This window comes from Sphingomonas sp. PL-96 (genome assembly GCF_020707215.1).
In the GTDB taxonomy this organism is placed as follows: Bacteria; Pseudomonadota; Alphaproteobacteria; order Sphingomonadales; family Sphingomonadaceae; genus Sphingomonas.
This window is the reverse complement of record NZ_JAJFET010000001.1, coordinates 878,629-897,425: the sequence shown is the minus strand read 5'-3', so window position 1 is coordinate 897,425 and position 18,797 is coordinate 878,629. Positions and strand designations below refer to the sequence as shown.

The following is an 18,797-nucleotide window of genomic DNA, read 5'->3' as shown; positions in this document are numbered from 1 at the left end:
GCCCGGAAAGCAGAGGGCCTCCGCTAGCTGGAACCGCTGTTCGGGCGAGGGGCAATGGACAATATCATCACAAATGCCGGGGCCTGGTTATTCCTGGCCATATTGGCGCTATTCGGGGCGGCGCTCGCCGCCGATGCCGGCTTTGCCGTGCACATGGGGATCATGGGCTTGGCCGGCCTGGCGGCCGCGTTCCTGACCATGGCCAAGGGCGACTTCAACGCCCTGCCCGGCCGGTCTGCCGGCGCAGCGGCGCTGCAAAGCCGCTACTATGACGACGTGATCCGCTGGGGCGTGATCGCAACCGTCTTCTGGGGTGTCGTCGGCTTCCTGGTCGGCGTGGTCATCGCGCTCCAGCTCCCCTTCCCGGCGCTGAACCTCCACAGCGAGTTCACGACCTTTGGCCGCCTGCGGCCGCTCCACACCTCGGCCGTGATCTTCGCGTTCGGTGGCAATGCGCTGATCGCGACGAGCTTCTACGTCGTGCAGCGTACCTGCCGCGCGCGGCTGTTCGCTCCCAAGCTCGCGAACTTCGTGTTCTGGGGCTATCAGCTGTTCATCGTGCTGGCGGCGACCGGCTATATCCTCGGCATCACCGAGGGTAAGGAATATGCCGAGCCCGAATGGTACATCGACCTGTGGCTGACGGTCGTCTGGGTCTGCTACCTGGTGGTCTTTGTCGGCACGATCGTGAAGCGGTCGGAACCCCACATCTATGTGGCCAACTGGTTCTACCTGTCGTTCATCATCACCATCGCGATGCTGCACATCGTCAACAACCTGTCGATGCCGGTGTCGCTGCTGGGCTCCAAATCCTATGCCGCATTCGCGGGCGTGCAGGATGCGCTGACCCAGTGGTGGTATGGCCACAACGCCGTCGGCTTCTTCCTGACCGCCGGCTTCCTGGGCATGATGTATTACTTCGTGCCCAAGCAGGCCGAGCGCCCGGTCTACAGCTACCGGCTGTCGATCATCCACTTCTGGTCGCTGATCTTCCTCTACATCTGGGCGGGTCCGCACCACCTTCACTACACCGCGCTGCCCGACTGGGCGCAGACGCTCGGCATGGTGTTCTCGATCATGCTGTGGATGCCCAGCTGGGGTGGCATGATCAACGGCCTGATGACGCTCAACGGCGCCTGGGACAAGATCCGCACCGATCCGATCATCCGCATGATGGTCTTCGCGCTCGCCTTCTACGGCATGGCGACCTTCGAAGGTCCGATGATGTCGATCAAGTCGGTCAACTCGCTCAGCCACTATACCGAATGGACCATCGGCCACGTGCATTCCGGGGCACTCGGCTGGAATGGCATGATCACCTTCTCGGCGATCTACTACATGGCGCCGCGCCTGTGGGGTCGTGAGCGGCTCTACTCGCTGCGGATGGTGAACTGGCATTTCTGGCTCGCGACGCTGGGGATCGTTCTCTACGCCGCCGCCATGTGGGTGGCAGGGATCACCCAGGGCCTGATGTGGCGCGAATATGGGGAGGACGGCTACCTCGTCTACGCGTTCGCCGAAGTCGTCTCCGCGGTGAAGCCCTATTACGTGATCCGCATGACGGGCGGGCTGCTCTACCTCACCGGTTCGCTGGTGATGGCCTGGAACATCTACAAGACGATCAAGGGCGAGCTGCGCCAGGAGGCGCCGATGACCGACGCTGCCTATGACCCGGCAGCCGATCGTCCCGTGGTGCCGGCTGCTGCCGGCGCCGCCCAGCCCGCCCCCGCCGAGTAAGGACCAGGACGATGGCTTCCAAGTTCCTCGATCACAAGAAGATCGAACGCAACGTGACGCTGCTCGGCGTCCTCGCCTTCCTGGCGGTGATCATCGGCGGCATCGTGGAGATCGCTCCCCTGTTCTGGATCGACTCCACGGTCGAGAAGGTGGAGGGGGTCCGCCCCTACACCCCGCTCGAGCTCGCCGGCCGCAACATCTACATCCGCGAAGGCTGCTACAACTGCCACAGCCAGCAGATCCGCCCCTTCCGGGACGAGGTCGAGCGCTATGGCCACTACAGCCTGGCTGCCGAGAGCATGTACGATCACCCGTTCCAATGGGGCTCCAAGCGCACCGGGCCTGACCTCGCGCGCGTCGGCGGCCGCTATTCGGACGAATGGCACGTCCAGCACCTGAAGGACCCGCGCTCGGTCGTACCGGAATCCATTATGCCGCCCTACGCCTTCATGGCCGAGCGGGACCTGGATGCGGGCGACATGTCCAAGCACCTGACGGCATTGCGCCGGGTCGGCGTCCCCTACACGGACGAGGACATCCAGAAGGCGCAACAGGACCTGTCGCTCCAAGCGCTAGCGGACGGCGACGCCGCCGACCTCGCCCGCCGCTATCCCAAGTCGCAGGCCCGCGACTTCGATGGGGATCCCAACCGGCTGACCGAGATGGATGCGCTGGTCGCCTATCTCCAGATGCTGGGCACCACCGTCGATTTCCGTTCGGCGGAGGCACAGGAGCAGCCCCGGTGACCTACACCGATCTGCGGCATTTCGCAGACAGCTACGGCCTGGTCTTCATGAGCATGGTCTTCCTCGTGCTGGTCGGATGGACGTTCCGCCGCAATGCCGGGAAGCACCACGACCAGGCCGCCCACAGCATCTTCGAGGAAGAGGACCGCTCCGATGGTTGAGCGCAAGCGGATCGACGACAAGACCGGCACCAGCACGGTCGGGCATGAATGGGACGGCATCGAGGAGCTCGACACGCCGATGCCGCGCTGGTGGCTGATCACCTTCTTTGCGTGCATCGTGTTCGCGGCGGTCTATGTGGTGCTCTATCCCGCATGGCCGCTGGTGAACCGCGCGACCGCCGGCGTGCTCGGCTGGAGCAGCCGGGGCGAGCTCGCCAGGGAAGTAGCCGAGGACGGCAACCGCAAGGCACCGATCGAACAGGCACTCGCCCGCATCCAGATCGAGCGCCTGCCGGAGGACAGCGCGCTGTTCCAGGCGGCGGTCGCGGGTGGCAGTGCCGCCTTCAAGGTGCATTGCGTCCAGTGCCACGGCGCGGGTGCGGCCGGCGGCAAGGGCTATCCCAACCTCAACGACGACGACTGGCTGTGGGGCGGCGACCTCAAGACCATCCAGCAGACGCTCGCAAACGGCATCCGCCAGCCGGGCAACGACGCCACCCGCATGTCGGTGATGCCGGCCTTCGGCCGCGACGGCATCCTCCAGCCGGCCGACGTGCAGGACGTGGTGAGCTATGTCCGCGTCCTCTCGCATCAGGAGAAGCCGAGCGAGGCCGCTCGGCGCGGTGCCGCCCAGTTCGCCAACAACTGCGTCGCCTGCCACGGGCCGCAGGGCAAGGGGCTGCGCGAGTTCGGTGCGCCGAACCTGACGGACGGCATCTGGCTGTACGGCGGCGACCGCGACACGCTGACGCAGACGATCACCAACTCGCGCTATGGCGTGATGCCCGCCTGGGGTCATCGCCTGGACCCGGTGACCGTCAAGATGCTCGCCGCCTATGTCCACTCGCTGGGTGGCGGCGAGGCGTTCGTACCCGAGACGCCGGCAGCGGTAGAGGCCGCCACGTCCAACCCGGAGGCGGCCACACCGGCCGCGCAACCGCGAAATGTCCAGCCCTGACGATCTCACCGGCCCCAAGCAGAAGCTGTTCGAGGCCCGGACCAAAATCTCTCCCAAGGCAGTGGATGGCAGCTTCCGCCGGGTGAAATGGGCGCTGATGGCGATCACCCTTGCCATCTACTACGGGACGCCGTGGCTGCGGTGGGATCGGGGGCCCTACGCCCCCGACCAGGCGGTGCTGGTGGACATCGCCCATCGCCGCTTCTTCCTGTTCTCGATCGAGATCTGGCCGCACGAATTCTACTATGTGGCCGGTCTCCTCATCATGGCGGGCATCGGGCTGTTCCTGGTGACGTCGGCGGTGGGCCGCGCCTGGTGCGGCTATGCCTGCCCGCAGACGGTGTGGACCGACCTGTTCGTCCATGTAGAGCGCGCGATCGAAGGCGACCGCAACGCCCAGATCCGCCTGCAGAAGGCGCCATGGGGTGCGGGCAAGATCGCCAAGCGCGTGGCCAAGCACGCCATCTGGCTGCTGATCGCGGTCGCCACCGGCGGCGCCTGGATCTTCTACTTCGACGATGCTCCGACGCTGTTCGCCCAGGTCTTCTCGGGCGAGGCGCCGCTTGCCGCCTATGCCACCATCGCGATCCTGACGGGCACCACCTATGTGCTGGGCGGGCTGATGCGCGAGCAGGTATGCGTCTATATGTGCCCGTGGCCCCGCATCCAGGGCGCAATGCTCGACGAGAAGTCGCTGCTGGTCACCTATAAATACTGGCGGGGGGAGCCGCGCACGCATGGCCTCAAGCGCGCCGCCCCTGCGGCACGCCGGCCGGAGGTGCAGGATCAGGGCGCAGAACCACAGATCGGCATCCCTTCGCTCGTGGCGCTCGCCGCCAATCCGGAGAAGACGCCGCGGATCGGCGACTGCATCGACTGCAACGCGTGCGTCGCGGTGTGCCCGACCGGCATCGACATTCGCAACGGCAGCCAGATCGGCTGCATCACCTGCGGCCTGTGCATCGATGCCTGCGACCAGATCATGGCCAAGATCGGCCGCCCCCCGCGCCTGATCGGCTACAGCACCATGACGGACGAGCAGATCGCGGGCGAAGGCGGTGAGCCCATGCACCCGCTCCGCCGGCTGCTGCGGCTGCGCACCATCCTCTACACGCTGGTGTGGGCGGGGATCGGCATGGGCATGATGTTCGCGCTGGGCACGCGCACGCGCATCGACCTGTCGGTCAGCCAGACGCGCAACCCGCTCTACGTCCGCCTGTCGGACGGCAGCATCCGCAATACCTACACGATCAAGGTTCGGAACATGGAGAACCGCCCGCGTGAGGTGGAGATCGGTCTCTCCGGCCTCCCCCGCGCCGCGATGTGGAACGAGGGCGGCAGCCGGGAGGTCGCTGGCCCTGCGATCCGCCTGAAGGTCCCGGCCGACAAGGTCGCCCGCACCCGGGTGTTCGTGGCCGCCCCCGCGGAGGGGCTCGCGCGCGAGGACGTGACCTTCACGGTGCGGGCCCTCGATCAGGAAGGGGGCCAGGACCTGGACAAGAACTTCTTCGAACGCCCGGAGACCGGACAATGACCCGCCCCGCCCCCACCCGCAGCTTTACCGGCTGGCACATGTTCGCGATCCTGCTGGCGATGTTCGGCACGATCATCGCGGTGAACTTCGTCATGGCGCGATACGCCCTGGGCACCTTCGGCGGCACGGTCGTCGACAACAGCTATGTGGCCAGCCAGAAGTTCAACCGCTGGCTTGCCGAGGCCCGTGCCCAGCAAACACTCGGCTGGAAACTCGACGTACACGTCGGCACCGACCGGGCGGTGCGCATCGCCACCCGCTCGCCGATGGGGCCGCTTTACGGCGCCACCATCGACGCGGTCGCCACGCATCCGCTCGGTCGCGCACCCGAGCAGCGGCTGCACTTCGTCAACACAGGCGGCGGCATCTTCGCCTCCGACCGGCCGCTGCCGGACGGCCGCTGGCTGCTGCGCATCGAGGTGCGCGAGGGTCGCAACGTCGCCCGCTTCGACGATCAGGTCGGCGCATGAACGCCCCCGCTCGCACGCTCGGCCAGGCCGAGAAGTGCACCATCAGCCAGTTCAGCGTGCCGACACTGCATTGCGCGGGCTGCATCGCCAAGCTGGAGGGCGGCCTGGCGGCAACACCGGGCGTGGTCGACGCCCGCGTCAACTTCACGACCCGGCGAGTTCGCGTCACGCACCTGCCTGAGTTCGATACGGGCGCGGTCCGCGACGCGATCGTCCGCATCGGCTTCCCTGCCGAGCCGTTCCTGGGCGAGGCCGACGGCGCTGCCAGCCGGGAGAGCCGCGAACTGGTGAAGGCACTGGCGGTCGCCGGCTTTGCCGCGATGAACGTCATGCTGCTCTCGGTCTCGGTCTGGTCGGGGGCCGAGGGTGCGACCCGCCAGCTGTTCCACTGGCTGTCGGCGATGATCGCGCTGCCCGCCGTCGCCTATTCCGGCCGCCCGTTCTTTCGTAACGCCTGGGCGGCGTTGCGCCATGGCCGCACCAACATGGACGTGCCGATCTCGATCGGCGTCGTTCTCGCCTGTGGCTTGAGCCTCTATGAGACCGCGGTCGGCGGCCATGACGCTTATTTCGACGGCGCGGTGATGCTGCTGTTCTTCCTGCTCGCCGGGCGCTTCCTCGACAGCGTGATGCGCGCACGGGCACAGGACAGCGCCGGCGCGCTGCTGCGCCAGACCGCGCCGGGTGCGCAGGTGCTCGACAAGCAGGGCGTCCTGCACTGGCGCACCGCCGAGGAGCTCGCGCCCAACATGCGCATGCTCGTCGCGGCCGGCGACCGCCTCGCCGCCGACGGGGTGGTGGAGAGCGGCGTCAGCAGCGTCGACCGTGCGCTGATCACCGGCGAGAGTCTGCCCGAGGCAGTGTCTCCCGGCAGCCGCGTGCTGGCCGGGACGATCAACATGGACGGGCCGCTCATCGTCAAGGTGACCGCGGCCGGCGAAAATACCGCGATTGCCGACATCGCCCGGCTGATGGAAGCCGCAGGCGGCACCAAGTCGCGCTATGTCCGCATCGCCGATCGTGCGGCGCGCCTCTATGCCCCGGCGGTCCACAGCCTGGCGGCGCTGAGCTTTCTCGGCTGGATGCTGGCGGGAGCCGGGATCCACCAGTCGGTGCTGATCGCCGTCGCGGTGTTGATCATCACCTGCCCCTGCGCGCTGGGGCTGGCGGTGCCGGTGGCGCAGGTGGTCGCAGCGGGTGCACTGATGCGGGCGGGCGTGCTGATCAAGGACGGCTCCGCGCTGGAACGGCTGGCCGAGGCGGACGTCGCGCTGTTCGACAAGACGGGCACGCTGACGCTGGGACGGCCGACGCCGCTCGAGGCGCTTCCGCTTGCGCCCGAAGAAAAACCTGTCGCCCTGGCACTGGGCCGTGCCAGCCGCCATCCGCTCGCGCGGGCGCTGGCGACGGCGCTGGAGGGAGTGGGCGTGCAGGCGGCAACGCTCACCGACATGGCCGAGCAGCCAGGCCTCGGGATCGAAGGCCAGGCTGACGGCGTGCGGGCACGGCTCGGCCGGGCCGATTGGATCGGCTCGGAACAGCCGGCGCACGGCGCAGCGCTCAGCACCGGCTTCGTGCTCGGCAGCGGTCCCGCGCGCCTGCTCCGGTTCGAGGATGCGCTGCGCCCCGATGCCGGGGCGGCGGTGGCCCGGCTGCGCGACGCGGGGCTTGCCCCGGCGATCCTGTCCGGCGACCGCGCGGCTGCGGTGGACCTGATCGGACGGCACCTGGCGGTCGAAGCGACCGCCGAGCTTTCCCCGGCAGACAAGTTCGCGGCGATCGAGCAGCTGGCCGCCTCGGGCCGCCGGGTACTGATGGTCGGCGACGGCCTGAACGATGGGCCGGCGCTGAAGGCCGCGCATGTCTCGATCGCGCCCTCCTCCGCCAGCGATGTGGGGCAGACCGCCGCGGACCTCCTGTTCCTGGGCGACCGGCTGATGCCGGTCCCGGTCGCGGTCGCCGCGGCGCGCCGGACGATGACGGTCGTGCGGCAGAACTTCGCGCTGGCGATCGGCTACAACGTCCTGGCCGTGCCGCTCGCCATCGCGGGCTATGTGACCCCCTTGATCGCGGCGCTCGCCATGTCCGGTTCCTCGCTGATCGTCGTGGCCAATGCGCTGCGGCTGCGGAGTGCTGCCCGATGAACGGCCTGGCCGTGCTGATCCCGATTGCGCTGTTGCTGGGCCTCGCGGGTCTCGGTGCCTTCTTCTGGTCCGTGAAGTCAGGCCAGTTCGAGGACATGGACGGCGCGGCGATGCGCGTGCTGATCGACGACGAAGCACCCGTGACGCCTGCCGAAGAAGCGCCCGACCTCGGCAAATCACCAAAAGGCTGAACCCAGGATCATCGAAGTAGCGCGGAAACCTCCAGGCCGCCTATGATCGCCCCGTACCTGCTCGGGGAGACTATCATGCGCTTCATGCTCGCTGCCTGTTCCGTCGCCGTTGCAATCGCCAGCCCTTCGATCGCGCAGCACGCCGCGCTCGATCCGAAGACCGCCGTTTATGAGCTGCGGACCTATTATCCCGCGCCGGGCAAGCTCGCCGCCCTCAACGCCCGCTTTCGCGAACATACGCTCGAGCTCTTTGCCAGGCACGGCATGCACAATGTGGCCTATTGGAACGAGCAGCCTACCAAGGACGCGCCGGAAGGGCGGGTGATCTATGTGCTGGCCTATCCGAGCCAGGAGGCGCGCGAGGCCAGCTGGAAGGCCTTTGGCAGCGATCCCGAATGGCGCGCCGTGGTCGCCAAGTCGGAGGCTGCCGGCCCGCTGGTGACGAAGATCGACAGCGTGTTCATGACGCTCGCCGATTATTCCCCGCGGCTCCCGCTCCGCTAGCGCCGACGCGGTACCCGGAGCCGGCTGGCCGACGCGAAAGGCACCGCCCCGCCGCCTCTCCGTCCTGTACGAGACAGTCGGTTGAGGCGGTGGAGCGGGGCTGCTCCCGCGTCCGGAGAAAGCGCTTAGAAGCGGGTACCGATGCCGACGCCGAACACCAGCGGGTCGATGCCGAGGTCGACGGTCTGGCGGCCGGCGGCGGTGGTGTAGAGCTTGGCGGTGGTATCGATGTCGATGTACTTCACGTCCAGGTTCAGGAAGACCTTGGGCGTGAGATCGATGTCGATGCCCGCCTGTGCGGCCCAGCCGAAGCTGTCGTCCATCTTGACGCGGGTGCGACCGACAGCAGCTTCCAGCGAGTCCGACGCATCCTCGTTCCAGAAGACGGTGTAGTTGACGCCCGCCCCGACATAGGGACGTACAGGTCCAGTCGGGTTGAAGTGATATTGCGCCGTCAGCGTCGGCGGGAGCACCCAGGTGCTGGCGAGCTTGCCGAGCGATCCGGTGGTGCCGGTCCGACCCGATGCCTTGTGCTTGGTTGTCGACGCGATCAGCTCGAAACCGATGTTGTCCGTCGCCATATAAGTAACATCAACTTCGGGCATGAAGCTGTTGTTGACGCTGACCTTTTCGCCCGGGAAGCCAGGGAGCACGCTGCCCGAGTCCTCGTTCGGCGCAACCATGATCCCGCGCAGACGAACCAGAACGTCGCCCGCCGCGATGCCGACGCGGCCGGTGTCCTGGGCTGCCGCAGGCGTCGCCGCCACGCTGGCTGCAAGAGCGGCGAGGATCGCGCCCTTCATCGTCATGTTCATCCCCCGTCTCCTTCAAATTGGGTGAGAGAGGGATAGGAGCACCCGCGCCTGCCAGCTTTGATCCAGCCCAAAACGGTGTTTGCGCGGCGTCAACGTGGGCGCGGGCGACCGGGGGCATTACGGTGGGGCGATGCTGACCAGCGCCCCACCCCTGACGCGCCTTGCCTGCGCCGCGCTGTCGGCGACGAGCGCGCTGATGCTGGCGGTGCCGGCGGGTGCGTTGCCGGCGCGGGTGCTGGTGGTGCCACTGTGCCACGGCGGCGTGGTGGAGATCCCGCTGGGTGGCGAGCGACCGCGGCCCGACAATCAATGCCCGGGCGCATGCCATGCTGCCTGTACAAGGAAGCAGGACGAGGAGGATGGCGCATAGGTGCGCTGTCCTGTGCGGGTGGTACGCGCTGAGGAACCGCTGACAGTCAGAGGGTCTTGGCGTCTGCGCACGTGACTCTGGCCCTCGCCGCGGTACACGGGTTTGAGGTTGAAGGCAGTGGTCGCCTCCCCACACCGCACCCCGGCGCAGGCCGCGGTCCAGGGTCACAAGCGTTGGCGTTCGTGGCTCCGGGCCCTTGCTTTCGCAGGAGCACGGGGGCGTGGCGATCGGGGATGCCCCTCACACCAACGCTTTCACCCCCGCACGCCTTCCGCGCTCAGGCGCAGCGGCAGCGGCTCGCCCGCTTCGGCGCGGGCGAGGCTGTCGAGCGTGGTCGTAGCAATGGCGTCCAGCGCTTCTTCGGTGAGGAATGCCTGGTGGCCGGTGACCAGAACGTTGGGAAAGGTCAGCAGCCGCTGAAAGACGTCGTCCTGAATGATCTCGCTGGAGAGATCCTCGAAGAACAGGTCGGCCTCCTGCTCGTACACGTCGAGGGCGACGCCACCGACCTTGCGGGACTTGAGCCCTTCGATCAGCGCGCCGGTGTCGATCAGGCCGCCGCGGCTGGTGTTGACGACGATCAGGCCTGGGCGCGCTGCCTCGATCGCGGCGGCGTCGACAATGTGGCGCGTATCGGGCGTGAGCGGGCAATGGAGGCTAACGATATGGACCTGGCGCAGCAGCTCGGCGGGCTCGACATAGCGCACGCCGATCGCCTCCAGCTCCGGATCGCGGGTGACGTCGCTGGCCAATAGCTCGCAGCCGAAGCCTAGGCGGAAGGCGCGCGCGACCAGGGCGCCGATGCGGCCGGTGCCGATTACGCCGACCGTGCGCCCGTGGATGTTGCGGCCGATCAGCCCGTCCAGTGCGAAGTTGTTCTCCCGTACCCGCGCCCAGGCGCGATGGATCTTGCGATCCAGGGCCATCAGCAGCGCGACCGTGAACTCCGACACGGCATGCGGCGAATAGGCGGGCACGCGCACGACTGTGAGCCCAAGCGCGTCGGCGGCGCGCAGGTCGACGTTGTTGTAGCCGGCGCATCGCAGCGCCACGGTGCGGATGCCGGCCCTTGCCAGCGCCTCCAGCACCACACGGTCGATGCGATCGTTGACGAAGACGCAGACCGCATCATGCCCCTCGGCCAGCACGGCGGTTTGTTCATCGAGGCGGGCTTCGAAGAAGCTGAGGCTGTGGCCGAAGCGCGCGTTGGCGGCTTCCAGGAAGCGGCGGTCATAGGCCTTGGTGCTGAACACCGCGACGCGCATGCGGTTCTCCCTAGAGGCGTAGGCCGGCGGGATCGCCGAAGCCACCGGCCTGATAGTCTTGGATCGCCTGCACGATCTCTTCGCGGGTGGTCATCACGAAAGGCCCGTGGGCGACCACCGGCTCGGCGATCGGATCGGCATGGCCGAACAGAAGCAGCGCGCCGGAGTCGCTGGCGAGCGCGAGCGTGTCGCCGTCATGAGCGATCTCGGCCAAGTGCCATTGCGGGAGCGGCTTGCCCGCGATCGTGACGTCACCTCGAACCGCGTAGAGGAAGACGCTGCGGGCGGCGGGTGCCGGCAGTCGGACTTCGGCGCCGGGCGTGAGCGCCACGACGGACATAAAGACGCCGGTCAGCGACTCGACGGGTCCCTGCGCATCGGCGAAGCTGCCGGAAATCAGGCGCAACTCGCTGCCCCCGTTCAGCGGCAGCACCGCGATCGCATCCGCCTGGACACCGGTGTAGCGCGGCGCCGTCATCTTCAGGCGCGACGGCAGGTTCACCCACAGCTGCAGGATCTCCATCGGGCCGCCATCGCGCTTGAACTCGGGCGGGGAGAGTTCGGCGTGGATGAGACCCGAGCCGGCCGTCATCCACTGCACGCCGCCTGCATCCACCACATAGGCGTGACCGCCGGTGTCGTGGTGGGCGAGGCTCCCCTCCAGGATGAAGGTCACCGTTTCAAACCCACGATGCGGGTGCGGGCCGAACGGCAGCCCGTGGTTGCCGGGCGGATAGGTCTGCGGGCCATGGTGGTTAAGGAACAGGAACGGATCGATCTGCGGCAGCCCCGGTCCGGGCAGCGGACGACGGGTGACGAGGTCGGCGATGTCGTCGCGCTGTGCAGCGTGCGCGGCGACCAGGCTGCGGTCGGTCATGCGCCGAGCTCCAGGGTCATGTCCGGTCCGACGGGGACGATGCCGGTCGGGTTGATGGTGGCGTGGCTCTGGTAATAGTGCCGCTTGATGTGGTCGAAGTTGGTCGTCTCGGCCACGCCCGGCAAGTGGTAGACGTCGCGCACGAAGCGGGAGAGCGCGGGATAATCGGCGATCCGGCGCAGGTTGCACTTGAAGTGGCCATGATACACGGGATCGAAGCGGATCAGGGTCGTGAACAGGCGAATGTCGGCCTCGGTCAGCGTGTCGCCGAACAGATAGCGCCCCTGCCCGAGGCGCGTTTCCAGCTCGTCGAGCGCTGCGAACAGCGGCACGACGGCTTCCTCATAGGCTTCCTGCGTGGTCGCAAAGCCGGCGCGGTACACGCCGTTGTTGACGTCATGGTAGATGCGCTCGTTGAGCGCATCGATCTCCGCACGCAGCGGCTCCGGATAAAAGTCGCCCTCGCACGCGCCTACGCCATCGAACGCGCTGCCGAACATGCGCAGGATGTCGGCGGACTCGTTGCTGACGATGGTGCCGCGCTGCTTGTCCCACAGCACCGGCACGGTCACCCGGCCGCTATAGCCGGGGTCAGCTGCGGTATAGACCTGGTGGAGATAGTCGGCGCCGTGGATCGGATCGCCGGTGGCGCAGGGACCGGCGGCAAAGGTCCACCCGTTCTCCTGCATCAGCCAGTGGACGGTGGAGATCGGGACCAGTTCCTCCAGCCCCTTCAACCGGCGCGCGATCAGCGTCCGGTGCGCCCAGGGACAGGCGAGGCTGACATAGAGGTGATAGCGGCCCGGCTCTGCCGCAAAGCCGCCGTCACCGGTCGGACCGGGCGCGCCGTCGGGCGTCACCCAGTTGCGGAACTGGCTCTTGGAGCGTTCGAACCGCCCGCCCGTCTTGCCGGTGTCATACCAGCGGTCGTGCCAGATCCCGTCGACCAGCAATCCCATGCGTTTTCCTTCCTGGCGGTGCCGCCGGGGAACGCACGCGCCGGCGAGCGTTTCCGCGCGCCGGCATCCGGATCAGATGAACTCGATCTTCGACACGACATAATAACGGTCGCCGGCCGGCACCGACACTTCGATCTCGTCCTCGACCTTCCGGCCGATCAGCGCACGGCCGAGCGGCGAGTTGTACGAGATGCGGCCGGTCTTGGCATCGGCCTCGGTCTGGCCGACGATCTGGTACTTCACCGGCTTGTCGTCATCGTCGAGCAGCGTGACGGTGGCGCCGAACACGATCTTGTCGCCCGACAGGTCACGCGGGTCGATCACCTGCGCGCGGCTGAGCTTGTCCTCGATGTCCGCGATCGACGCCTCGACCTGGCCCTGGCGCTCCTTGGCAGCGTGGTATTCGGCGTTTTCCGAAAGATCGCCGTGCGCCCGCGCTTCCTCGATCGCATCCACGATCTGCGGCCGTTCTTCTTTGAGACGCTTCAGGTCCTGGATGAGCTTTTCATAGCCCTCCTGGAGCATCGGCATCTTGTCGACGGTCGCCATCGTTGCGGTCCTTCGTTCACATCCCCTGCCGCGAGCGGACCCGGATGGTCCGCCCGCACGCGTCTGTCATTGTTCTGGGGATCAGTTGTGCGGCTGCGAATAATAGGCCTGTAGCGGCCGCACTTCAAGGGAGCGCCGCGACAGCGCCTCGATGGCCCGTGCCGTCGCCACGCCGGCCGATGCGGTGGTGAAGGACGGCACCTTTTGCGCGACCGCAGAAGCACGGATGGACTCGGAGTCCCGCAGCGACTGCCACCCTTCCGTCGTGTTGAAGATCAGCGCGATATCGCCGTCCAGGATGCGGTCGACGATGTGCGGCCGGCCCTGGGCGACCTTGTTCACCCGCTCGACCGGCACGCCCTCGCCCGCCAGATAATCCGCGGTGCCGGCAGTGGCGACGATGGTGAACCCCATCTCCACCAGCAGCCGCACGCCCGGCAGGATCACCGTCTTGTCGCTGTCCTTGACCGACACGAACACCGTGCCGCCGGTCGGCAGGGTGACGCCGGCACCGAGCTGCGACTTGGCAAAGGCGGTGGCGAAATCGCCGTCGATTCCCATGACTTCGCCGGTGGACTTCATCTCCGGGCTGAGCACCGGATCGACACCCGGGAAGCGGCCCCAGGGGAACACGGCTTCCTTCACCGCGACATGGTCGATGTTGCGATCGATCGGCGGCAGATCGGCCAGCATCTCGCCTGCCATCACCCGGCTGGCGATCTTGGCGACGGGCACGCCGATCGCCTTGGCGACAAAGGGCACGGTGCGCGAGGCGCGCGGGTTCACCTCGATGAGGTAGACCTGCCCGTCCTTGACCGCAAACTGGATGTTCATGAGGCCCTTGACCGACAGCGCCTTGGCAAGCGCCACCGTCTGGCGCTCGATCTCGGCGATCAACTCGTCGGACAGGCTGTAGGGCGGGATCGAGCAGGCGCTGTCGCCGGAATGGACGCCGGCTTCCTCGATGTGCTGCAGCACGCCCGCGACCGTCACGTCGACGCCGTCGCTGATCGCATCGACGTCCACCTCGATCGCATCGCGCAGATACTGGTCGATCAGCACGGGGCTATCGCCGGAGACCTGCACGGCCGTCTGGATATAGTCGTCGAGCTGGCGCTGGCTGTCGACGATCTCCATCGCGCGGCCGCCCAGCACATAGCTGGGGCGCATCAGCACGGGGTAGCCGATCCGCTCCGCCACCGCGACCGCCTCGTCACGGCTGCGGGCGATGCCGTTGGCCGGCTGGAGCAGGCCGAGCTTGGTCACCATCGCGGCGAAACGCTCGCGATCCTCGGCAAGGTCGATCGCGTCCGGGCTGGTGCCCAGGATCGGGATGCCCGCGTCCTCCAGCGCCTTGGCGAGGTTGAGCGGGGTCTGGCCGCCGAACTGGACGATGACGCCCAGCAAGGTACCCTTCTGCTGCTCGACGTGCAGGATCTCCAGCACGTCCTCGGCCGTCAGCGGCTCGAAATAGAGGCGGTCCGAGGTGTCATAGTCGGTGCTCACCGTCTCCGGGTTGCAGTTGACCATGATCGTCTCATAGCCCGCGTCCGACAGCGCGAAGCAGGCGTGGCAGCAGCAATAGTCGAACTCGATGCCCTGGCCGATGCGGTTAGGACCGCCGCCCAGGATCACGACCTTGGTGCGCTCCGACGGCAGGCTCTCGTCCTCTGGGTCGCCGAAGGTCGGCGCCTCATAGGTCGAGTACATGTAGGGCGTCTTGGCCTCGAACTCGGCGGCGCAGGTGTCGATGCGCTTGAAGACCGGGCGGACGCCGAGCTTCAGGCGGTGATCGCGCACCTCCGCCTCGGTGACGCCGCCGGACATCGCCTTCACCACCTCGTGGATCAGGCCCGACCCTTGCGCGATGCCGCGCTGCATGCCGCGCAGGTGCACGGAGTCGAGCGCGAGCTTGGCAAGCCGCTTGTCGGAGAAGCCCATGGCCTTCAGGCGGCGCATGCCGACCGCGTCGATCGGCAGGCCGTCGCGCTTCACCTCGTCCTCGGCAGCGACGATCTCGGCGATCCGCTCCAGGAACCAGGGATCGTACTTGGCGATGGCGTGGACTTCGGCGACGGTGAAGCCTTCGCGCAGCGCCTGCGCCGCGACCAGCAGCCGGTCCGGGGTGGCAACCGCGAGCGCCGCCTCGATCAGGTCGCGGCGGGCACCGACCAGCCGGTCGACCTCGTTGAAGCCGCACAGCCCGGTTTCGAGGCCGCGGAGCGCCTTCTGCAGGCTCTCGTGGATGTTGCGGCCGATCGCCATCACCTCGCCCACCGACTTCATCGCGGTGGAGAGCACGGCCTCCGAACCCTTGAACTTCTCGAAGGCGAAGCGCGGGATCTTGGTGACCACGTAATCAATGGTCGGCTCGAACGACGCCGGGGTCGCGCCGGTGATGTCGTTGGTGATCTCGTCCAGCGTGTAGCCGACCGCGAGCTTGGCCGCGACCTTAGCGATCGGGAAGCCGGTTGCCTTGGACGCGAGCGCCGAGGAGCGCGAGACGCGCGGGTTCATCTCGATGACGATCAGGCGACCGTCCTTCGGATTGACTGCGAACTGGACGTTGGAACCGCCTGTTTCGACGCCGATTTCCCGGAGAACCGCGATCGATGCATTGCGCATGATCTGGTACTCCTTGTCGGTCAGCGTCAGCGCCGGCGCGACGGTGATGGAGTCGCCGGTGTGGACGCCCATCGGGTCGATGTTCTCGATCGAGCAGACGATGATGCAGTTGTCCGCACGGTCGCGGATCACCTCCATCTCATATTCCTTCCAGCCGAGCAGCGACTCCTCGATCAGCACCTCGGTGGTGGGCGACGCGTCGAGGCCGGCGCGGACGATCTTGAGGAACTCGTCCTTGTTGTACGCGACGCCGCCGCCGGTTCCGCCAAGCGTAAAGCTCGGGCGGATGATCGCGGGCAGGCCGACCTTCTCCAGGCCCTCCAGCGCCTCCGCCTCGGTATGCGCGATCGCCGAGCGCGCGCTTTCAAGGCCGATCTTGTCCATCGCGTCGCGGAACTTCAGCCGGTCCTCGGCCTTGTCGATCGCGTCGGCGTCGGCACCGATCATCTTGACGCCGAACTTGTCGAGCGTGCCGTCGCGGAACAGCGCGAGCGCGGTGTTGAGCGCGGTCTGCCCGCCCATCGTCGGGAGCACCGCATCGGGGCGCTCCTTCTCGATGATCTTGGCGACCACAGCCGGGGTGATCGGCTCGACATAGGTCGCGTCGGCCAGTTCCGGATCGGTCATGATCGTCGCCGGGTTCGAATTGACCAGGACGATGCGGAAGCCCTCTTCCTTCAGCGCCTTGATCGCCTGCACGCCCGAATAGTCGAACTCACAGGCCTGGCCGATGACGATCGGCCCCGCGCCGATGACGAGGATGGAGGAGATGTCGGTGCGTTTTGGCATTATTTCTTCTCTGTCTCGGGCGGCGCTTCATTCCCGATGAAGCCGAGCTTCATCGGGATGCGGCTCTCGCGGAGCTGCTTCAGCACGCAATCTACTTTGTCGTATTCGGCATCCGGATCAGGAAGGAAGCGGATTTCGTCTCCTCCCTTGTGCCTCAGCCAGCCACGCGGCGCACGACACGCATCAGTCATGCCGTCCAACTGCTTCTGCGACAGCGCTGCCTGACCTGTTTGAGGCGCGGACGAGACCGCAACATGCAGGAGTAGGAGGGCAGCGACGGATGTCACCGCAACATCCCCACAAACCGCTCGAACAGATAAAAACTGTCCTGCGGGCCGGGGCTGGCTTCGGGGTGGTACTGGACGCTGAATGCGGGCTTGTCGGTGAGTTCCAGCCCGGCATTGCTGCCGTCGAACAGCGAGACGTGGGTCTCGCGGACGTTGGCGGGGAGGCTGTCGCGCTCGACGGCGAAGCCGTGGTTCATCGAGGTGATCTCGACCGCGCCGTCTTCCAGTCGCTTGACCGGATGGTTCGCGCCGCGGTGGCCCTGGAACATCTTGGTCGTGGTGGCACCCACCGCAAGGCCGAGCAGCTGGTGGCCGAGGCAGATGCCGAACAGCGGCTTGCCGGTGTCGAGCAGCTGGCGGATCACCGGCACGGCATATTCGCCGGTCGCGGCCGGATCGCCCGGGCCGTTCGACAGGAAGATGCCGTCCGGGTTCTGCGCCATCACCTCTTCATAGGTGGCGGTGGCGGGCAGCACAGACACGCGCGCGCCGGCCTGGACCAGGTTGCGGAAGATGTTGCGCTTCGAACCATAGTCGATCGCGACGACGTGCGGCGCGGCGCTGGCCTGCGCGGCGCGAGCCTGGGCTTCGTCGGCCGGGTTCTCGCTGGTGTCGTAGCCGGCGCCCAGGCGCCAAATGCCGCCCTGCCAGCCGTAGTGCGTCTCGCAGCTCACGTCCTTGGCGAGGTCCATGCCCTCCAGCCCCGGCCAGCCGCGCGCCTTTTCGAGCAGCGCGTCGATGTCGAACTCGCCGGTGGGCGAATGGGCGATGACGCCGTTGGGGGCGCCGCCGACACGGATGCGGCGGGTGAGCGCGCGCGTGTCGATGCCGGCCAGGCCGATGCGGCCGTGCTTGCGCATCCAGGCGATCAGCGCCTCGGACGAGCGGAAGTTGCTGGGCGCGGTCGGATCCTCGCGCACGATCATGCCGAGCGCGTGGGGATCGTTCGCCTCGATATCGTCGGGGTTAGCGCCGACGTTGCCGATGTGCGGGAAGGTGAAGGTGATGATCTGTCCGGCAAAGGACGGATCGGTCATGATTTCCTGGTACCCGGTCATCGCGGTGTGGAAGCAGACTTCACCGACGGCAGCGCCCTCGGCACCGAAGCCGCGGCCCCACAACACGTCTCCGGACGCCAGAACGAGTACGCCGGTGGCTCCTTCGGGCGCGGGCATGGGTTTGGCGTCGGCCACTAGGGCGATCCTCCTGAAAAAGGTTGTGCTGGCGATGTCGCTAAGCGCTGCCGGCTAAGGCCCACTGGCGCTCGCGTCAATCTGTTAAAGAAGGCGAGTTCCGGCTACCCTCCCCGGCTTTCCGACGAACCGAGAGAACCGATGATTCGCGACACCATCAAGGCTGCGCTGGTTTCCGCCATGAAGGGCGGCGACAAGCAGACCACGGCCACGATCCGCCTGATCCAGTCCGCGATCAAGAACCGCGACATCGAGGTGCGCACCGGCGGCGCCCCCGCCGACGACGACGCGCTGGTGGTCGAGGTGCTGCAGAAGATGGTGAAGCAGCGCCGCGAATCGATCGCCATGTACGAGCAGGGCAACCGTCCCGAACTCGCCGCAAACGAGGCGGCCGAAGTCGCGGTGATCGAACGCTTTCTCCCCGCGCAGATGAGCGAAGCCGAAACCGCCGCGGCGATCGAGGCGATCAAGGTCGAGCTGGGCGCGACGTCCATGAAGGACATGGGCCGCGTCATGGCCGAGCTGAAGGCGCGCCACCCCAGCACGCTCGACATGAGCAAGGCGTCGGGCGCGGTGAAGGCGGCGCTGGCAGGCTGAGCCCTAGAGCGTCCCTGCCTGGCGGC

The 18,797-nt window shown here is 67.2% G+C and carries 19 protein-coding genes; 11 read left to right on the top strand and 8 right to left on the bottom strand.

Translation table 11 applies throughout. From position 1 onward, the window contains the following. Nucleotides 1–54: 54 nt before the first annotated feature. From ccoN to LK533_RS04165, 9 genes are all read left to right on the top strand, one after another. On the top strand, nt 55–1,737 hold the full coding sequence (ccoN, locus tag LK533_RS04205; protein WP_229361503.1) for a cytochrome-c oxidase, cbb3-type subunit I: 1,683 nt from the start codon (nt 55–57) through the stop codon (nt 1,735–1,737). A gap of 11 nt (nt 1,738–1,748) precedes the next feature. Next, a complete protein-coding gene (gene ccoO, locus LK533_RS04200; protein WP_229361502.1) occupies nt 1,749–2,483 on the top strand; it encodes a cytochrome-c oxidase, cbb3-type subunit II in 735 nt (244 codons plus the stop codon). Beyond that, nucleotides 2,480–2,644 carry a cbb3-type cytochrome oxidase subunit 3 gene (locus tag LK533_RS04195; protein WP_229361501.1) on the top strand — a complete coding sequence of 55 codons (165 nt, stop codon included), beginning with the start codon at nt 2,480–2,482 and terminating at the stop codon, nt 2,642–2,644. Before ccoO ends, LK533_RS04195 begins: the two co-directional genes overlap by 4 nt. Beyond that, nucleotides 2,637–3,602, top strand: a complete 966-nt coding sequence (gene ccoP, locus LK533_RS04190) for a cytochrome-c oxidase, cbb3-type subunit III (protein WP_229361500.1) — start codon at nt 2,637–2,639, stop codon at nt 3,600–3,602. The genes LK533_RS04195 and ccoP overlap by 8 nt, the downstream gene beginning before the upstream one ends. Further along, the gene (locus tag LK533_RS04185) at nt 3,589–5,136 is read left to right on the top strand and encodes a 4Fe-4S dicluster domain-containing protein (protein ID WP_229361499.1); all 1,548 of its coding nucleotides are present in this window, start codon (nt 3,589–3,591) and stop codon (nt 5,134–5,136) included. The genes ccoP and LK533_RS04185 overlap by 14 nt, the downstream gene beginning before the upstream one ends. After that, entirely contained in the window at nt 5,133–5,606 is a 474-nt protein-coding gene (locus LK533_RS04180; protein WP_229361498.1) for a FixH family protein, read from the top strand. Before LK533_RS04185 ends, LK533_RS04180 begins: the two co-directional genes overlap by 4 nt. After that, the gene (locus LK533_RS04175) at nt 5,603–7,750 is read left to right on the top strand and encodes a heavy metal translocating P-type ATPase (RefSeq protein ID WP_229361497.1); all 2,148 of its coding nucleotides are present in this window, start codon (nt 5,603–5,605) and stop codon (nt 7,748–7,750) included. Before LK533_RS04180 ends, LK533_RS04175 begins: the two co-directional genes overlap by 4 nt. Further along, nucleotides 7,747–7,941: a cbb3-type cytochrome oxidase assembly protein CcoS gene (gene ccoS / locus LK533_RS04170; RefSeq protein WP_229361496.1), complete on the top strand. Its 195-nt coding sequence runs from the start codon at nt 7,747–7,749 to the stop codon at nt 7,939–7,941. The genes LK533_RS04175 and ccoS overlap by 4 nt, the downstream gene beginning before the upstream one ends. Before the next feature lie 75 nt (nt 7,942–8,016). After that, entirely contained in the window at nt 8,017–8,445 is a 429-nt protein-coding gene (locus LK533_RS04165; protein WP_229361495.1) for an NIPSNAP family protein, read from the top strand. Nucleotides 8,446–8,570: 125 nt separating this feature from the next. Here LK533_RS04165 and LK533_RS04160 read toward each other — a convergent pair whose 3' ends face one another. After that, the gene (locus LK533_RS04160; RefSeq protein ID WP_229361749.1) at nt 8,571–9,254 is read right to left on the bottom strand and encodes an OmpW/AlkL family protein; all 684 of its coding nucleotides are present in this window, start codon (nt 9,252–9,254) and stop codon (nt 8,571–8,573) included. 136 nt (nt 9,255–9,390) lie between these two features. Between LK533_RS04160 and LK533_RS04155 the strand changes: the two genes are divergently transcribed. Continuing rightward, a complete protein-coding gene (locus LK533_RS04155) occupies nt 9,391–9,630 on the top strand; it encodes a hypothetical protein (protein ID WP_229361494.1) in 240 nt (79 codons plus the stop codon). A gap of 254 nt (nt 9,631–9,884) precedes the next feature. Here the strand turns inward: LK533_RS04155 and LK533_RS04150 are convergent, their stop codons facing one another. From LK533_RS04150 to carA, 7 genes are all read right to left on the bottom strand, one after another. After that, nucleotides 9,885–10,895 carry a 2-hydroxyacid dehydrogenase gene (locus LK533_RS04150; protein ID WP_229361493.1) on the bottom strand — a complete coding sequence of 337 codons (1,011 nt, stop codon included), beginning with the start codon at nt 10,893–10,895 and terminating at the stop codon, nt 9,885–9,887. A 10-nt stretch (nt 10,896–10,905) separates the two neighbouring features. Next, nucleotides 10,906–11,772, bottom strand: coding sequence for a pirin family protein (locus tag LK533_RS04145; protein WP_229361492.1), 867 nt, complete (start codon nt 11,770–11,772; stop codon nt 10,906–10,908). Then, on the bottom strand, nt 11,769–12,731 hold the full coding sequence (locus LK533_RS04140) for a glutathione S-transferase family protein (RefSeq protein WP_229361491.1): 963 nt from the start codon (nt 12,729–12,731) through the stop codon (nt 11,769–11,771). Before LK533_RS04140 ends, LK533_RS04145 begins: the two co-directional genes overlap by 4 nt. Before the next feature lie 72 nt (nt 12,732–12,803). After that, nucleotides 12,804–13,280, bottom strand: a complete 477-nt coding sequence (greA, locus tag LK533_RS04135; protein WP_229361490.1) for a transcription elongation factor GreA — start codon at nt 13,278–13,280, stop codon at nt 12,804–12,806. A gap of 81 nt (nt 13,281–13,361) precedes the next feature. After that, the gene (gene carB / locus LK533_RS04130; protein ID WP_229361489.1) at nt 13,362–16,694 is read right to left on the bottom strand and encodes a carbamoyl-phosphate synthase large subunit; all 3,333 of its coding nucleotides are present in this window, start codon (nt 16,692–16,694) and stop codon (nt 13,362–13,364) included. Next, nucleotides 16,694–16,981, bottom strand: coding sequence for a hypothetical protein (locus LK533_RS04125; protein WP_229361488.1), 288 nt, complete (start codon nt 16,979–16,981; stop codon nt 16,694–16,696). The genes carB and LK533_RS04125 overlap by 1 nt, the downstream gene beginning before the upstream one ends. Next, entirely contained in the window at nt 16,978–18,174 is a 1,197-nt protein-coding gene (gene carA, locus LK533_RS04120; RefSeq protein ID WP_229361487.1) for a glutamine-hydrolyzing carbamoyl-phosphate synthase small subunit, read from the bottom strand. Before carA ends, LK533_RS04125 begins: the two co-directional genes overlap by 4 nt. Before the next feature lie 141 nt (nt 18,175–18,315). On the opposite strand from carA, the gene LK533_RS04115 reads away from it, so the two are divergent. Next, nucleotides 18,316–18,771 carry a GatB/YqeY domain-containing protein gene (locus LK533_RS04115; RefSeq protein ID WP_229361486.1) on the top strand — a complete coding sequence of 152 codons (456 nt, stop codon included), beginning with the start codon at nt 18,316–18,318 and terminating at the stop codon, nt 18,769–18,771. Nucleotides 18,772–18,797 lie beyond the last annotated feature (26 nt).